Source organism: Rhodoferax saidenbachensis (assembly GCF_031457975.1).
In the GTDB taxonomy this organism is placed as follows: domain Bacteria; phylum Pseudomonadota; class Gammaproteobacteria; order Burkholderiales; family Burkholderiaceae_C; genus Allorhodoferax; species Allorhodoferax saidenbachensis_A.
Genome location: NZ_JAVDXO010000008.1, coordinates 13,980 through 29,037, shown reverse-complemented (window position 1 = coordinate 29,037; position 15,058 = coordinate 13,980). Strand labels below are relative to the sequence as shown.

15 protein-coding genes and 1 pseudogene are annotated in these 15,058 nt (G+C 64.3%); 5 read left to right on the top strand and 11 right to left on the bottom strand.

Annotated elements, in window-relative coordinates:
- Position 1: 1 nt before the first annotated feature.
- Positions 2–1,303 carry a hemolysin family protein gene (locus J2X15_RS15765; protein ID WP_310344440.1) on the bottom strand — a complete coding sequence of 434 codons (1,302 nt, stop codon included), beginning with the start codon at positions 1,301–1,303 and terminating at the stop codon, positions 2–4.
- 24 nt (positions 1,304–1,327) lie between these two features.
- Here J2X15_RS15765 and J2X15_RS15760 point away from each other — a divergent pair, with 24 nt between their 5' ends.
- Positions 1,328–2,188: a symmetrical bis(5'-nucleosyl)-tetraphosphatase gene (locus tag J2X15_RS15760; RefSeq protein ID WP_310344438.1), complete on the top strand. Its 861-nt coding sequence runs from the start codon at positions 1,328–1,330 to the stop codon at positions 2,186–2,188.
- A 3-nt stretch (positions 2,189–2,191) separates the two neighbouring features.
- Here J2X15_RS15760 and J2X15_RS15755 read toward each other — a convergent pair whose 3' ends face one another.
- The 8 genes from J2X15_RS15755 to queE form a co-directional block, all read right to left on the bottom strand.
- Entirely contained in the window at positions 2,192–3,676 is a 1,485-nt protein-coding gene (locus tag J2X15_RS15755) for a DEAD/DEAH box helicase (protein WP_310344821.1), read from the bottom strand.
- A gap of 195 nt (positions 3,677–3,871) precedes the next feature.
- Positions 3,872–4,777, bottom strand: a complete 906-nt coding sequence (gene ypfJ, locus J2X15_RS15750) for a KPN_02809 family neutral zinc metallopeptidase (RefSeq protein ID WP_310344437.1) — start codon at positions 4,775–4,777, stop codon at positions 3,872–3,874.
- Positions 4,778–4,867: 90 nt separating this feature from the next.
- Positions 4,868–5,173 carry a hypothetical protein gene (locus tag J2X15_RS15745; RefSeq protein WP_310344435.1) on the bottom strand — a complete coding sequence of 102 codons (306 nt, stop codon included), beginning with the start codon at positions 5,171–5,173 and terminating at the stop codon, positions 4,868–4,870.
- Positions 5,174–5,363: 190 nt separating this feature from the next.
- A complete protein-coding gene (locus J2X15_RS15740; RefSeq protein WP_310344433.1) occupies positions 5,364–5,900 on the bottom strand; it encodes a deoxycytidylate deaminase in 537 nt (178 codons plus the stop codon).
- Positions 5,901–5,913: 13 nt separating this feature from the next.
- Positions 5,914–7,143, bottom strand: a complete 1,230-nt coding sequence (locus J2X15_RS15735) for an MFS transporter (RefSeq protein WP_310344431.1) — start codon at positions 7,141–7,143, stop codon at positions 5,914–5,916.
- 25 nt (positions 7,144–7,168) lie between these two features.
- A complete protein-coding gene (gene guaD, locus J2X15_RS15730) occupies positions 7,169–8,479 on the bottom strand; it encodes a guanine deaminase (RefSeq protein ID WP_310344430.1) in 1,311 nt (436 codons plus the stop codon).
- Positions 8,480–8,500: 21 nt separating this feature from the next.
- Complete coding sequence (locus J2X15_RS15725) at positions 8,501–8,905, bottom strand: 6-carboxytetrahydropterin synthase (RefSeq protein ID WP_310344428.1); 405 nt, start codon at positions 8,903–8,905, stop codon at positions 8,501–8,503.
- The gene (gene queE, locus J2X15_RS15720; RefSeq protein ID WP_310344426.1) at positions 8,902–9,537 is read right to left on the bottom strand and encodes a 7-carboxy-7-deazaguanine synthase; all 636 of its coding nucleotides are present in this window, start codon (positions 9,535–9,537) and stop codon (positions 8,902–8,904) included. Before queE ends, J2X15_RS15725 begins: the two co-directional genes overlap by 4 nt.
- A gap of 199 nt (positions 9,538–9,736) precedes the next feature.
- On the opposite strand from queE, the pseudogene J2X15_RS15715 reads away from it, so the two are divergent.
- From J2X15_RS15715 to J2X15_RS15700, 4 genes and pseudogenes are all read left to right on the top strand, one after another.
- Positions 9,737–10,076 (top strand): annotated as a pseudogene (locus J2X15_RS15715) (flavin reductase family protein); the annotation flags it as partial.
- A 91-nt stretch (positions 10,077–10,167) separates the two neighbouring features.
- On the top strand, positions 10,168–10,962 hold the full coding sequence (locus J2X15_RS15710; RefSeq protein ID WP_310344424.1) for a tetratricopeptide repeat protein: 795 nt from the start codon (positions 10,168–10,170) through the stop codon (positions 10,960–10,962).
- 118 nt (positions 10,963–11,080) lie between these two features.
- The gene (locus J2X15_RS15705; protein ID WP_310344423.1) at positions 11,081–11,251 is read left to right on the top strand and encodes a hypothetical protein; all 171 of its coding nucleotides are present in this window, start codon (positions 11,081–11,083) and stop codon (positions 11,249–11,251) included.
- Positions 11,252–11,471: 220 nt separating this feature from the next.
- Positions 11,472–12,980, top strand: coding sequence for an aminotransferase-like domain-containing protein (locus J2X15_RS15700; RefSeq protein WP_310344421.1), 1,509 nt, complete (start codon positions 11,472–11,474; stop codon positions 12,978–12,980).
- Here J2X15_RS15700 and J2X15_RS15695 read toward each other — a convergent pair.
- Both J2X15_RS15695 and J2X15_RS15690 read right to left on the bottom strand, forming a co-directional pair.
- Entirely contained in the window at positions 12,973–14,025 is a 1,053-nt protein-coding gene (locus tag J2X15_RS15695; protein WP_310344419.1) for an adenosine deaminase, read from the bottom strand. The genes J2X15_RS15700 and J2X15_RS15695 overlap by 8 nt on opposite strands.
- The gene (locus tag J2X15_RS15690; protein WP_310344417.1) at positions 14,025–15,011 is read right to left on the bottom strand and encodes an aromatic ring-hydroxylating dioxygenase subunit alpha; all 987 of its coding nucleotides are present in this window, start codon (positions 15,009–15,011) and stop codon (positions 14,025–14,027) included. Before J2X15_RS15690 ends, J2X15_RS15695 begins: the two co-directional genes overlap by 1 nt.
- Positions 15,012–15,058 lie beyond the last annotated feature (47 nt).

The following is a 15,058-nucleotide window of genomic DNA, read 5'->3' as shown; positions in this document are numbered from 1 at the left end:
CTCAGGGCTCGCCCAAGGTGCGGCGGGCCAGCACCTTGTCGATACGGCGGCCTTCCAGCAGCAGCACCTCAAACGCCCACTGCGCGCAGATGATTCGCTCGCCCTGCGCGGGCAGGTTGCCCGACACGGCCATGAGCAAACCCGCCAGCGTGTTGTAGCGGCCACGCTCTTCGTCGGGCAGCTCGTCGTCAATCTCTAGCCGGGCTTTCAGCTCGCCCACGGGCATCAGGCCGTCCAGCACCCAGGTGCCGTCGTCCTGCAGCGTGGCCCAGGCCTCGGTTTGCGCGTCGGGCTGCAGCTCGCCGGTAATGGCTTCCAGCAGGTCGTGCGGGGTGATCAGGCCCTGCACCACGCCGTATTCGTCCACCACAAACACCATGCGCGCCGACTTGACGCGAAACTGCTCGATCAGCTCCATGCCACTCAGCGTCTCAGGTACAAACACAGCGGGCTCCACCACGGCCTCGATCGGACCGTCGTGGGCGCTGAGCGCCAGCAACCGCGCCACGCTGATGATGCCGACCACGTTGTCCAACGATTCGCGGCACACCGGGTACCACGAGTGGCCGCCGTGCATGGCATTGGCCCCCACCTGCGCCAGGCTCTGGGCCACGGTGTGGCTGGCTTCCAGCCAGGCCATGTCGGTACGCGGCAGCATCATGGAAGTGAGCAGGCGGTCGTCCAGATGGAACACGTTGCGCACCATCTGGTGTTCGTGTTCTTCGATGATGCCGGCGTCCACGCCCTCTTCCAGGCTGGCGGAGATTTCGGCCTCGGTCACGGCGCGGGTGTCGGTGGTGTCGATGCGCAGCAGCTTGAGCATGCCGTGGGTGCACATGGAGAGCAGGCGCACAAAGGGCTTGGCTCCGGTGGCCACCCAGGTCATGGGGCGCGACATGATGCGCGCCACGGTCTCGGGGTAGAGCTGGCCAATGCGCTTGGGCACCAGCTCACCAAACAAAATGGTGACAAAGGTGATGATGGTGACCACCAGCGCGGTGGCCGAGATCTCCGCTGCGCGGTGCGAGATGGGCAGCGTGGCGTCCAGCCAGCGTGCCACGCCATCGCTGAAAGCGGCCTCGCCCACGATGCCGTTGAGCATGCCGATGGACGTGATGCCCACCTGCACGGACGAGAGGAACTGGGTGGGGTTGTCCATCAGCGTCAGGGCAGCCTTGGCGCCCTTGTCGCCGGCATCGGCCATGGTGTGCAGCCGCACTTTGCGGCTGGCGGTGAGCGCCAGCTCTGACATGGCGAAAGCGCCATTCAACAAGGTCAGAACAATGATCAGCAAAAAATCCATGGAACCCAAGCGAGAATCGAGACCATGGCAATGTACCTTATTGGTGATGTGCAGGGCTGCGACGCAGCCCTGCACCAGCTCACCCAACTGATCGACTTCTCCCCCAGCCGCGACACGTTGTACCTGCTGGGCGATCTGGTGAACCGCGGGCCCGACTCGGCCGCGGTGCTGCGTCGGCTGGTGGGCTACGGCGCATCGGCCCGCTGCCTGCTGGGCAACCACGACCTGCATTTGCTGGCCGTGGCCCATGGCGTGCGCAAGCCCGGCCGCCACGACACGCTGGACGACTTGCTGGCCGCCCCTGACCGCCCCGCCCTGCTGGACTGGTTGCGCCAACAGCGCATGGCGATGCTGGAGCGCGTCGGTGGTTCAGACCTTTTAATGGTGCACGCCGGCGTATTACCTGCGTGGACAGCTACCAAAACCATAGCACTGGCGGCAGAGGTGGAGGCCGTGCTGCGCTCGGACGACGTGGGCGCCTTCTTCCAGGCCATGTATGGCAATGCGCCGGCGCAGTGGAGCGATGACCTGGCGGGCATAGAGCGGCTGCGCGTGATCGTGAACGCGCTGACGCGCATGCGCTTTTGCACGCCCGAAGGCGCCATGGAGTTCGCCACCTCCGGTGCGGCCGACCAGGCGCCCGCTGGCTACCTGCCCTGGTACGAGGCACCCGGGCGCCAAACGGCCCACGTGACCGTGGCGTTTGGCCACTGGTCTACGCTGGGCTGGCTGGGCCGGCCCGATGTGCTGGCGCTGGACACGGGCTGTGTGTGGGGTGGCTGTCTGAGTGCGCTGCGCGTGGAGCCTGGCGTGGCGGCGGGCGCCCCCTGGCGTACCGAGCTGCTGCAGGTGCACTGCGAACAATCGCAAAAGCCGGGGGAATGAGGCTTAATTTGCCTTGAACAGCGCCGCCACCTTGCGTTTGGGCTTGATGTTGGCCGAGATGCTGCGTGTGGTGGTGCGTGCCGTGGCTTCCCACGATGGTGCAGCCTCGGGCGCAGCCGCGGTAGGCTCGTAGGGCTTGTCAAAAAACGGATCGCGCGAGACTTGCACCGGGCGGTTGTAGTCGTTGCGCGGGGCGCGGGGCACGCGCACACGGTCGCCATCGTCACGCGGGGCACGGCCCTCGCCGCGACCAGCGCTGCGGCCGTTGTCGCTCACTGCACTGCCGTCTTCGTGGTACATGCGGCGGCCATCGTTGATGCGGCCTTGCTTGCGAATGTCGGGCTGGTCTTCTTCAAACTCCACCGCTTCGAGCTCGATCTTGGTTTTGATCAGCTTCTCGATGTCGGCCAGCAGGCGGGCGTCGTTGCCGCCGCCCACAAAGGTCACGGCCAGGCCGGAGGCACCGGCGCGGCCGGTGCGGCCAATGCGGTGCACATAGTCTTCGGCGTTGAAGGGGATGTCGAAGTTGAACACCGCAGGCACGTCCTTGATGTCCAGGCCGCGGGCGGCCACATCGGTACACACCAGCAAGTCCACTTCGCCCTTTTTGAAGGATTCCAGCGCTTTCAGGCGCTCGTCCTGGCTTTTGTCGCCGTGCAGGGCAGCGGTCTTCAGGCCTTCGCGCTCCAGCGAACGGGCCAGGCGGGCGCAGCCCAGCTTGCTGTTCACAAACACAAAGGCCTGCTTCATGCCGCGGGTCTTCAGGATCTGGTGCAGCGCGTGGCGCTTGTTGTCTTCGCCCACGCTGTAGAAGTGCTGCTCGACCGTAGACGCCGTGGCGTTGGAGCGGGCCACTTCGATGGTGACGGGGTTTTGCAGGTAGCTGTTGGCCAGGCGCTTGATCTCAGGCGAGAAGGTGGCGCTGAACAAGAGCGTGGTGCGCTGCTTGGGCAGGTAGCTCAGGATGCGCTGCAGGTCTGGCAAAAAGCCGATGTCCAGCATGCGGTCGGCTTCGTCCAGCACCACGTACTCGACCTGGTTGAGCACGGCGTTTTTGGCTTCGATGTGGTCCAGCAGGCGGCCGGGGGTGGCTACCAGCACTTCCACACCTTTTTTGAGCTCCAGGGTCTGGGGCTTCATGTCCATGCCGCCAAACACCACGGCGCTGCGCAGGTTGGTGTACTTGGCGTACAGCTTGACCTGCTGAGCCACCTGGTCGGCCAGCTCACGCGTGGGCAGCAGCACCAGCGCGCGCACAGGGTGGCGGGCGGGGGATGTGGAGGGGTTTTCGTGCTTCATCATGCGCTGCAGCAGGGGCAGCGCGAAAGCGGCGGTTTTGCCGGTACCGGTCTGGGCAGCGCCCATGACGTCCTGGCCGGTCAGCACCACGGGAATGGCCTGCGCCTGGATGGGCGTCATGGTTTCGTAGCCCATTTCGGCCACGGCACGGGCAATGGGGGCGGCCAGCTGCAGCTGGGCAAACGCCATGATGGGGGTGTCCGCCGTCAGCTCGTTGGACGGTGCGGGGGTGGGAGTCAGTTCAGTAGTCAAGTCGGTCAGGCATAGCCATAAAGGGTGCTATCCATCCGATAGCTGATTGCGCCCCGACGCCGGGGGCAACCCCGTATTATCCCCCACTCCCGTGAAACGGCAATTTCTGGAGGGTCAGCCCCGAAGGCTCTCTCAGATTGCGCCTTTGGAGAAGGTGTCGCAGGCCTTGACGGTGCCGGTTTTCAGGCCCTTGTCAAACCAGCGCTGGCGCTGGGCACTGCTGCCATGGGTGAAGCTCTCGGGTACCACGGCGTGGCCGCTGCCGCGCTGCAGGGCGTCGTCGCCAATCTTGGCGGCGGCATTCATGGCCTCTTCCACATCGCCTTTTTCCAGCAGCTGACGGGCGTTGTCGGCGTGGTGGGCCCAAACGCCGGCCAGGCAGTCGGCCTGCAGCTCCAGGCGCACGCTCAGGGCGTTGGACTCGGCCGCGCTGGCGCGGCTGCGCGCCTGCTGCACCTTTTCACTGATGCCCAGCAGGTTTTGCACATGGTGGCCCACCTCATGGGCGATCACATAGGCCTGGGCGAAGTCGCCGGGCGCACCCAGCTGCTTTTGCAGGGTCTCGTAAAAGCCCAGGTCGATATAGACCTTCTGGTCCGCCGGGCAGTAAAACGGGCCCATGGCGCTCTGGCCCTGGCCGCAGGCAGTGGACGTGGCGCCGCGGAACAGCACCAGCTTGGGCTTTTGGTAGTCGGCCCCGCCTTTTTTGAACACATCGGTCCACACGTCCTCGGTATCGGCCAGCACGGTGGAAACAAACTTGGCCATGCGGTCGTCCGCCGGCGGGCGCTTGGCGGGGGCTTGCTGCACCATGGGTGCGGGGCCACCCTCGCCACTGAGCATGCCCAGGATGGTGAGCGGGTTGATACCCAGCGCCCAGCCGCCCAAGAGGGCCACAACGATGGTGCCCACGCCCAACTTGCTACCCAGCAGCCCGCCTAGCAAGCCACCCAGGCCGCCGCCGCTAAAACCACCACCCGAACCACCGTCGCGGCGATCCTCCACGTTGTCCGATTGGCGGTTACCTTCCCATTTCATACTGATCTCGTCCTATAGAGCGCAAGGGGGTGCTGGCAGATGCGCCAACGTCTGCGCCACTGTACTGCAGTGCAGGCAAACGGTCCGCGCTCAGTGGTGCTGTGATGCCGCAACCAGCGCAGCCACGGCGTGGCAGGGCTCATCGTCAAAATAGGTTTCCATACGCACAGCCAGTTCGCGCAGACCGTCGTCGTTCAGGGTTTGGGCATTGGCAAGCTTGTTCACCGCGTATGCGCGGCTGCCCAGCATCATGGATTCATTCACGCACTGCCCCTTGGCCGCCATTTGCAGGATGAACGCCGACAGGAGTTCGCAGGGCCAATACCGACAGGAATGCGCCAAGCTGCCCTCCACAGAGGTAGGCGAAAAACCGGTAGAGGTTTCAGTGGCTGCCATGCTGAGCTCCTATTCACAGTGCGAGGTCTAGAACCTGACTGAATCCTATGGAGCCGGCCTCGCCGCCGCCATCAGCCAAACGGCCGACGTGTTGTAGGAGAAAAGGAAGTCTATTGACCGCTGCTTGTCTGAAGGCGTTTTGTAAGTGACCGCAAACTAGTCTGGTTAGGCCCACAAGCCTTGGGCAATGTCACGATGTGGTTTTTTTATCCGTCGAGTTTTCTATGAACTGGGCCAGTTCGCCTGACCAGTCGGCGGACTCGGGGTGCAGCTCCTGCAGGGAGGCGATCTCGACGCCGGCATCGGCCAGCATTTTTTCGGACGCCCCGTTGATGCGCTCCTGGTGCGTCTTTTTGTCCAGATAGACCACGCGCTTGATGCCGACCTGGATGATGGACTGCACGCACTTGGGGCAGGGGTACTGGGTGGCGTAGATGGTCGAACCGTGTAGCGGCAGCGTGGTGCAGTTGAGGATCGCGTTTTGCTCCGCATGGACGATGTAGCTATGGCGCGAGTTCAGCGGGTCGGTGTCGTCGTCCTGCCAATACTGCTCATCATTGTCGTCGCAGCCGCGCGGCAGGCCGTTGTAACCCACGCCGGAAATCTTGTTGTCTGGGCTAACGATGCAGGCGCCATTGCGCTTGCGTGCGTCCTTGGAGCGGCCTGACGCCAGCAGCGCCACCCCCATGAACATCGAATGCCAGTGGAGCAGGGGAAGATTTTTCATGTCCCCAAGCCTATCATTCCTGCCGAAGGGACACCAAGCCCGCTGTGCTGCGCCTGGAGCTGCCACGTCGCTCCAGCCAGACCGACGCCGCAAATACGAAGAGGCCAATGAACGACAGGAAGGCGCCGACATAGCCCGTAGCGGCATAGCCGTAGCCCAGTGCAATGGCCAGACCGCCCAGCCAGGCGCCCAGGGCGTTGGCAATATTGAAGGCCGAGTGCATGGACGCGGCCGCCAGCGTCTGGCCGTCGGACGCCACATCCATCAACCGCGTCTGAACGGCCGGGCCCGCTGCAAAGGTGCACCCAATCAGGAACACCGACGTGCACAGCATCCAGGGAGAGGCGGCGGTGAGGCTGAAAAGCGTCATCACCACGATGTTGAAAACCAGCATGCCGCCTATCGTTCCCATCAGCGCGATGTCCGCCAGCTTGGAGCCCACCACATTGCCCACGTTCATGCCGATGCCGAACAGCACCATGATCACGGGAATCATTCCCGCCGGCATGTGCGCCACCTCGGTGGCCGTGCTGGCGATGTAGGAGAAGATGGAGAACATGCCGCCAAAGCCGGTGGCGGCCAATGTGAGTGTCAGCAACACCTGCGGGTGGGTGAACGCCACCAGTTCTCGCACCACGCTGGCGCCCTCGGCGGGCTTGTCGCGTGGCAGGTAGATCCAGATGAGCGTTACCGTGAGCGCGCTGATCAATCCAACCGAGAGGAACATGACACGCCAGCTGAGGTACTGGCCAAAGAGCGCCATGACCGGCGTACCGGCCAATGTTGCGCCGGTCAGCCCCAGCATCACGTAGCCAACCGTGCGGGCGCGCATGTCCAATGGGACCAGCGACGCAGCGACCAGCGCGGACACCCCAAAGTAGGCCCCGTGCGGCAGGCCCGAGAGAAAGCGCAGCACGATGAAGCTCAGAAAACCCGGCGCCAGCGCGCTGGCAAGGTTGCCAAGGGTGAAGACCGCCATGAGGATCAGCAGCAGCGTGCGGCGCGAGGACTTGGCGCCAGCAATGGCAATGAGTGGTGCGCCCACCACCACGCCCAGGGCATAAGCACTGATGACGTAGCCGGCCTGCGGGGTGGTGACGGCAAAGGTACTGGCCACATCGGGCAGCAGGCCCATGATGGCGAACTCGCCGGTGCCGATGGCGAAGCCACCACAGGCCAGCGCCACGATCACCAAAATAATTTGCAGCCGTGTCAGCGGAGTGACGTCTTCTGTCGCGATCATGGGTTCCTTGGGATGGGCTCGCGTCTCACAGGGCTTGAGAAATGACGGTCTGCTCTATCAGCCGGTCGTCGCCCAGCACGATCAGGGAGAACAGCAGCTCGTCCAAATTGGAGGCCAGCGCCGTCTTGCGGGCCAACAACGGCGTGGCCTGGGGGTTGATGACGACGAAGTCAGCCTCGCAGCCGGGCAACAGGTTGCCCACCACGCCACCCAGCCCCAAGGCCGCCGCGGCGCCCGCCGTGTGCTGCCACCACAGGTGCTGGGGCAAGAGCGAGAGGCCGGGTTTGGTTTGCCCTTCGCGGCCCACGTAGTAGGCGGCCAGCATGGTGTGGAAGGGGCTGAAGCTGGTGCCACCGCCCACGTCACTGGCCAGGCCGTAGTGGTAGCCCACGCGGTTGGCACCTTCGTAGTCAAAAAAGCCGCTGCCCAGAAACAGGTTGCTGGTGGGGCTGACGGCCGCGGCCGCGCCGGTGTCGCGCATCAGCGCGCGGTCGTCGTCGTCAAAGTGGACGCAGTGGGCGTAGATGGCGCGGTCGCGCATCAGGCCAAAGTCGTCGTAGGTGGCCAGGTAGCTGCGGGACGCCGGGAACAACTCGCGTGCCCAGGTGATTTCGTCCTTGTTCTCGGCTACGTGGCTCTGGATCCACACGTCACCATATTGCTGGGCCAGCTCGCCCGCGCCGCGCAGCTGGGCCTCGGTACTGGTGGGGGCAAAGCGCGGGGTGATGGCGTAGCCCAGGCGGCCCACGCCGTGCCAGCGCTGGATAAGCGCCTCGGTGTCGCGCAGGCTTTGCTCAGTGCCGCTCACGCTGCCCTGCCCCTGGTTCAACAAATCGGCAGGTGCGTGGCGGTCCATCAGGCACAGGCCGGTGATCAGGCGCAGGCGTTGAGCCTGGGCTTCGGCAAACAGCGCGTTGACCGATTCAGGGTGCGAGGTGGCGAAGGTGAGCGCGGTGGTGACACCGTTGCGCAACAGCTCTGCTATAAAAAAAGTAGCTGCTTGCGCACTGTATTCGGGGGCTACAAAGCGTTTTTCTTCTGGAAAGGTGTAGTTTTCCAGCCAAGGCAGCAGGCCGGGCGCGGGCGAGCCGATGACGTTGGTCTGCGGGTAGTGGATGTGCAGGTCGATAAAGCCCGGCGCGATGATGCGGCCCGGGAAGTGCTGCACGGCCACCTGCGGGTACTGCGGGGCAATGGCGCTGTAGGCACCGATGGCTTGCACCACCTGGGTGCCTTGGGCATTGGGGCCGACGACGAGCAGGCCATCGGTTTCAAAACGGGCCTGCCCCGGTACATCGGGAGCAAACCACAAAAGGGAGGTGCGATAGGCTTTCATGCGGGCAAGCATAGTACGCGGTCAGGCCCGCAGGGTGCAGCTGTCGCCAATGCCCTCGCGCCAGACGCGCACCTGCCACAGGCCGGTGAACTCCGCCGCCATGGCGCGCCAGATGAAGGCGGCCAGGTTTTCCAGCGTGGGCGGGCCCAGGCCTTCCACTTCGTCCAGCAAATGGTGGTCCAGGCGGGGGCGCAGCACCGCAATGGCATGGCGCAGGTGGGCCAGGTCCATCACCATGCCGGTGTCTTCGTCGGCATTGCCAGCCACGGTGACTTCGGCATGGTAGGTGTGGCCGTGGATGCGGCGGCTGCCGGCGACCTCCTCCGCGTCGTCCAGCGTGCGCTTGAGGGTGTGGGCGGCGTCGAAGAAAAACTTCTGGCTCACCTCGCAGCGGCGCGGAATGGGGATGGATGGCGCTTGGGTCATCGGATGCCTGTGATCTTGTGGGTTTGCAGGGACAGGCGCCACTGCGGGCGCGCCAGGCACTGGGCAATGCAGGCCCGCGTGTTGTCGGCCCGCAGGATGTTGTCCATGGGCTGCAGGTAGCGGTGGGTAAAGTCCGCCGCCTCGCAGTCGGCCAGCGTGATGCCGGGCTGGGGCCAGACCAGCTTGAGCTCGTGCCCGCTGCGTTGCACCCAGGTGGAGCCGGCCTTGGGGCTCACGCAGATCCAGTCGATGCCCGCGGGCGCCGCGATGGTGCCATTGGTTTCCACCGCAATCGTAAAACCCTGCGCGTGCAGCGCGTCGATCAGCGCAGCGTCCACCTGCAGCAGCGGCTCGCCGCCGGTCAGCACCACAAAGCGGTGGGCCGCATCGGTGTCGGGCCACTGCGCGGCAATGCACTCGGCCAGCGCCTGCGCGGTCTTGAACTTGCCGCCCAGCGTGCCGTCGGTGCCCACAAAGTCGGTGTCGCAAAACTGGCAGACGGCGCTGGCGCGGTCCTGCTCGCGGCCGGTCCACAGGTTGCAACCGGCAAAGCGGCAGAACACCGCGGGGCGGCCTGCATTCGAGCCTTCGCCCTGCAGGGTGTAAAAAATTTCTTTGATCTGGTACGCCATATATGAATCCCTAGCGAAAGGGAATGGCGAGAAAACGGCAAGCGTCCACGGATGTGGCTGCGAGGTTTTTATACATGGTAGTCCTCTACATGGCTCCGAACACAAAAGACAAAGCCCGCCGGAGCAGCGGGCCTCGGGGCGTATTTTAACCGCTGAGCGACTGCGCGGTGTGGCGCAGGTTTTGCTTTCCAACGGGTCCATGGACATCGACTTCACCCAGCTCACCGAATACCAGCGCTACAAGCTGATGGCCAGCCTCATCGTGCCGCGGCCCATTGCGCTCATCACCACGCTGGGCGAGGAGCCCCCCCATCGTGATGGTCAGCATCAACCGGCTGAACGACGGGCACCTGAAAGACACGGCCGCCAACATCGTGCGCACCAAGGAGTTTGTGGTGCACATGACCGACGAGGCCATGGCCGAACAAATGCACCGCTGCGGCGAGCGCCTGCCGGCCCACCAGAGCGAGCTGGAAAACGTGGGCCTGCACACCCGCCCTTCGCGCGCGGTGGCACCGCTCTGCATTGCCGAGGCACCAACGCGGCCACGGTCACGCCCATCGACGAACTCTGAAAAAGGGGGTGGCAAGCTTGGCATAATTGAGAATAATTCTTATTTGAATAGTTATCATGTCCTCGCCTGCTGTTGCCCCCTCCCCCCTGCCACCCTTGCCCCAGACCCCGGAGGCACTGGCTGCGCTGACGCCCGCTGACTGGCAAGCTGCCAGCGCGGCAGAGCCGGGGGCCGCCGCACAGTGGATGCTGCACTGCGCCCGCATGGGCCATGCCGATGCCCAGACCATCCTGGGCCAGTGGCTGCTGAATGGCCATGGGCTGGCACGCAACCCGGCGGATGGCCTAGCCTGGTTTCTCAAGGCGGCGGCACAGGGCCACCCCCTGGGCATCACCATGGCGGGGCGCTGTTTTGAGAATGGCTGGGGCACAGCGGTGGACATGTTTGCTGCCGCGAACTGGTTCCGCCAGGCCGCGGCCAAGGGCCTGGACGCAGGCATGTACAACTACGCCAACCTGCTGGCCACGGGCCAGGGCGTGAAACAAGATGCCGAAGCCGCCCTGCAGTGGTACCGCAAAGCCGCGGCCCAGGGACACGCCAAATCCATGACCAAGATCGGCTACTTTTATGAAGATGGCCGCGTGGTAGCGCAGGATGCCGCGGCCGCCTTCACCTGGTTTGAGGGCGGTGCGCGCGGCGGCGACTTCCGCGGCCAGTTCAACTACGCCAGCCTGTTGGCCGCCCGCGGCCAGATGGACGAAGCGCTGGACTGGTTGCGCAAGGTGCCGCTAACGGCTACCCCGGGCTACAAGCGGCTGGTGGGCGAGCAACTGCTGCAGTCACCCCACCCTGCGTTTCAAGCGGTTGGCCGGCAGATGTTGGACGCCCTGCCCGACGCGGCAGCATCTTAGCCAAGCACGCGGCCAGCGCGCCCCATAGCGGCTGCCAGGACACCGGCTGAGGCACCAGCAGCACCAGCTCGGCATCTGACTGGGCCACGAGGTCCAGCCAGCCCGACACCTGCACACAGTGCACCGCACCGCGTGCCATGACCGTGCGCTGGACCAGCGTACTCTGGTCCAGAGCGATACGCTGCACCCGGGCCACCGTGCCGACAGCGACCCGGATCACCGTGCCACGCGGCATTTTGTCGAACAGGGACTGCCCCTTGGCCAGGCTCAGCTGGCGGGTTTGGAATGATCCTGTGCCGCTTGACATACAACACCTCCTGTTTGCTGCGGTAAAGGCCCGGCCGGATGGCGTCGGGCATGGGAGAAATCGTAGGCATCCCGCCGTGTTCGCAACAGGCACAGCGGTGTATTGTCTTGGGCAGAACAGAGGCCTCACCGGGCATCTGTTACGGTACGGTTTTGCTAAATCTGTATCTGTTCTCTCCACCCCGGATGAAGGACCATCGGCCATGGACACCGCATTGACCACCAGCGCAGCGCACCGCAGCCCACCCGCGACAGAACCCATTTACCAGCGCCTGGCCGCGCACTACCGCGGCGCCATCCAGGCCGGTTCTCTGGTCGTAGGCGACCGCATGCCCTCGCTGCGCAGCCTGATGCGCCAGCACGAGGTCAGCCTGTCCACCGCCATGCAGCTGAGCCGCCAGTTGGAAGGCGAAGGCTGGCTGGAAGCGCGGCCACGCTCGGGCTACTTCGTGCGCAAGCCCTTGCGCAATACCCTGGCCATGGTGAGCGAGCCACGCATGGACATCACGCCCGACCCGGCGCAGTACGTTGGCATCCATGCCCGGGTGTCTGACTTCATCGCACGCGGCCGGCTGCAGATGGTCAAGACCAATCTGGCCGTGGCGCGCTGTGCGCCCGAGCTTTACCCTGCCGAGGCCCTGAAACTGGCGGCCATGCGAGTGCTGCGCACGCACCCCCAGCTGTTGGTGTCGGCCTCGTCCCCGCGCGGCAATCCGGAGTTTCGCGCGGTGCTGGCCAAGCGCGCGCTGAGTCTGGGCGTTACCTTGTCACCCGCCGACGTGCAGGTCACCAATGGCTGCATTGAGGCACTAAACCTGGCACTGCGCGCCGTGGCCCAGCCCGGCGACACCATTGCGGTGGAATCGCCCACTTTCTATGGCCTGCTACAGGTGCTGGAAGCGCTGGGCTTCCGGGCGCTGGAAATACCGACCAGCCCGCAAACCGGCATCTCGCTGGACGCGCTGGAAATGGCGATGCAGACCTACGACAACATCAAGGCCGTCGTAGTCGTCCCACACCTGCAAAACCCGCTGGGCAGCATCATGCCGGACGCGCACAAACAGGGCCTGGTACAGCTCTGCGAACGCCAGGGCGTTGCCCTGATTGAAGACGACACCTATAGCGAGCTGGTCAATGAAAGTACCCGCGGCGACACGCCCTTACGCGCCATGAAATCCTGGGACACCACGGGCAACGTGATCTATTGCGCCTCGTTGCACAAGATCCTGGCGCCTGGTGCCCGTGTGGGCTGGATGGCGGCAGGCCGCTGGCAGGCGCGGGTGGAAATGCTGAAGTTCACCCAGACCCGCAGCAACGAAGAGTTGTCGCAGCTGGCCTTGGCCGACTACATGGCCTCACCCGCCTACGACCGCCATTTGCGCCGCCTGCGCAGCACGCTGCATGTGCAACGTGAAAAAACGGCGCAAGCCATTGCCAGCTACTTCCCCGAAGGCACGCGCCTGAATGTGCCCGACGGCGGGCTGTCGCTCTGGGTGGAGCTGCCGCAGAAGCTCTCCAGCCGGCGCGTGTTCGACGCTGCCCTGGCGCAGCAGATTCTGGTGACGCCGGGGCAGATGTTTTCCAACAGCCTGCGCTTTGACTCCTACCTGCGCATCAACTGCGGCTGGCCGCACCAGCATGACGTGGAACAGGGCCTGCGCCGCCTGGGGCAGATCGTGACCGCCTTGCTGGAGACCCAGGCGCCTACCTGAAGGTCTCGAACACCGCATCCAGCCTCTGCAGGTACTGCTGGCGCAATGACGCATCGATGAAGCTGGCCTCAAAGCTGTTGCGTGCCAGCGTGTAGGCGTGCTGTGCGGTCAAACCTAGTGCCGCAAAGGTCTGGGTGTAGTTTTCATTGACGTAGCCGCCAAAGTAGGCCGGGTCGTCCGAGTTGATGGTGGCCACAATGCCGGCATCCAGCATGGTGCCGATGTTGTGCTGCGCCAGGGTGGGGAACACGCGCAGCTTCAGATTGGACAGCGGGCACACCGTCAGCGGCATCTTGTCCTGGGCCAGGCGCTGCATGAGGGCAGCGTCGTGGATGGCCTGCACGCCGTGGTCGATACGCTCGACCTTGAGCACATCGAGCGCGCTCCAGATATAGGCCGGCGGTGCCTCCTCACCCGCATGGGCCACCAGGCGAAAGCCCAGTTGCCGGGCGCGTGCGTAGACCTTGGCAAATTTTTCGGGCGGGTGGCCCACTTCGCTGCTGGCCAGGCCAATGCCGACAATCTTGTCGCGCAGTGGCAGCGCCTGCTCCAGGCATTCAAAGGCTTCTTCCTCGCTCAGGTGCCGCAAAAAACACAGGATCAGTGAGGCAGTCATGCCGAACTTGGCGGGCGCATCGGCGCAGGCGCGGTACAGGCCGTTGATGACGACATCGGCGCTCAGGCCATGGCCGGTGTGCGTCTGCGTGTCGAAGAAGATTTCGGTGTGCAACACGTTGTCGGCCTGTGCACGTGCTAAGTAGGCGCAGGTCATGTCGTAGAAGTCCTGCTCGGTCTTCAGCACCATGGTGCCCTCGTGGTAAATGTCCAAAAACTCCTGCAGGTTGTTGAACACATAGGCGTCGCGCAGCGCCTGTTCGCTGGGAAAGCGCAGCGGCACTTTGTTGCGCTTTGCCAATGCAAACATCAGTTCGGGCTCGAGCGAGCCTTCGATGTGCATATGCAGCTCGGCCTTGGGCATGGCGCGTAGCAGGGCCGGCATGCGGTCTGCCGCAACGGGTTTGATGGTGGGGTGCGTAGAGGCCATTAGCAGACTCCAAAAGTAATGTTCTGTTGTTTCAGGTAGCGGCGGTAGGCGGACGATGCCTTGTCCGCGGCCGTGTGCAGTTCGGCCCGCAGGTCCAGGGGCAGACGCTTCGGGGTCTGCGATTCCAGCACCGGCTTGTCCTGCATGAAGATGGTGTGCTGGAAATCTTGCAGTTTGGTGTCGGGACTAGTGAAGTCGGCCATGGCCAGTCGAAACCAGACGCGGCTGCTCTCTGGCGTCAACGGGCAGATGAAAAGCGCGATCGATTCACGAAACCCCTGCAAGGCCACGCTGGCGGCATCGGGCACCTTGGTCAGCACCGCGGTATAGGGCGCGACCACCTCGTAGGTGTACTCCACCTGCGCGGGCGCAGTGGAATGCACATTGCTCTGCGGCTGCCAGGCCTTGCACTGCGTAGCGCGCAGCCCGGTGGGAGTGGGTTCCACCGTGTAATCGTCGATGGCCGTGGCCTCGCGCATGCCGAGCCAGCCGTCGTGCACAAAACCGAAATGGGCCATGTCCAGAAAGTTCTCGATGATGCGCGGCGCACTGGTGGCCACGTCGTAGGGGCCGCAGTTGACCTTGCGCAACTGGGCATCGGTCTCTGCGGCAAACACGGGCAAGGCAACGCCATCCACCGCATCGGCCTGCAAGCACACCCACACCAAGCCGTAAGCCTCTTGCGCCGCATGGGTATGCGCGACATGGGTGGCCGGTGCCTTGAAGCCAGGCAGGGCCGGCACATGCGTGCATTGCCCATGGGCGTCAAATTGCCAACCATGGTAGGGGCACTCCAAATGCCCGTTGCACACCCGGCCCAGCGACAACTGGGCACCGCGGTGGGGACAGCGGTCGGCCCAGGCGTGAGGCTGGCCTTCGGCATCGCGCCACAGCACCAGCGCTTCACCCAGCAATTCCATGCCCAACGGTTGGTCTGTCAATTCGCTAACTAAGGCCACGGGATGCCAGAAGGTGTGCTCAATCACGTTTTTGCCTCTTCAATCAAAAATCTAGGAAGGACCTACATCTGCCG

What these genes read in the sequence shown, in the direction of transcription:
- J2X15_RS15765 (WP_310344440.1), bottom strand. Translation starts at nt 1,303, where the DNA reads ATGGATTTTTTGCTGATCATTGTTCTGACCTTGTTGAATGGCGCTTTC.
- J2X15_RS15760 (WP_310344438.1), top strand. Translation starts at nt 1,328, where the DNA reads ATGGCAATGTACCTTATTGGTGATGTGCAGGGCTGCGACGCAGCCCTG.
- J2X15_RS15755 (WP_310344821.1), bottom strand. Translation starts at nt 3,676, where the DNA reads ATGGCGTTTGCCCAGCTGCAGCTGGCCGCCCCCATTGCCCGTGCCGTG.
- ypfJ (WP_310344437.1), bottom strand. Translation starts at nt 4,777, where the DNA reads ATGAAATGGGAAGGTAACCGCCAATCGGACAACGTGGAGGATCGCCGC.
- J2X15_RS15745 (WP_310344435.1), bottom strand. Translation starts at nt 5,173, where the DNA reads ATGGCAGCCACTGAAACCTCTACCGGTTTTTCGCCTACCTCTGTGGAG.
- J2X15_RS15740 (WP_310344433.1), bottom strand. Translation starts at nt 5,900, where the DNA reads ATGAAAAATCTTCCCCTGCTCCACTGGCATTCGATGTTCATGGGGGTG.
- J2X15_RS15735 (WP_310344431.1), bottom strand. Translation starts at nt 7,143, where the DNA reads ATGATCGCGACAGAAGACGTCACTCCGCTGACACGGCTGCAAATTATT.
- guaD (WP_310344430.1), bottom strand. Translation starts at nt 8,479, where the DNA reads ATGAAAGCCTATCGCACCTCCCTTTTGTGGTTTGCTCCCGATGTACCG.
- J2X15_RS15725 (WP_310344428.1), bottom strand. Translation starts at nt 8,905, where the DNA reads ATGACCCAAGCGCCATCCATCCCCATTCCGCGCCGCTGCGAGGTGAGC.
- queE (WP_310344426.1), bottom strand. Translation starts at nt 9,537, where the DNA reads ATGGCGTACCAGATCAAAGAAATTTTTTACACCCTGCAGGGCGAAGGC.
- J2X15_RS15710 (WP_310344424.1), top strand. Translation starts at nt 10,168, where the DNA reads ATGTCCTCGCCTGCTGTTGCCCCCTCCCCCCTGCCACCCTTGCCCCAG.
- J2X15_RS15700 (WP_310344421.1), top strand. Translation starts at nt 11,472, where the DNA reads ATGGACACCGCATTGACCACCAGCGCAGCGCACCGCAGCCCACCCGCG.
- J2X15_RS15695 (WP_310344419.1), bottom strand. Translation starts at nt 14,025, where the DNA reads ATGGCCTCTACGCACCCCACCATCAAACCCGTTGCGGCAGACCGCATG.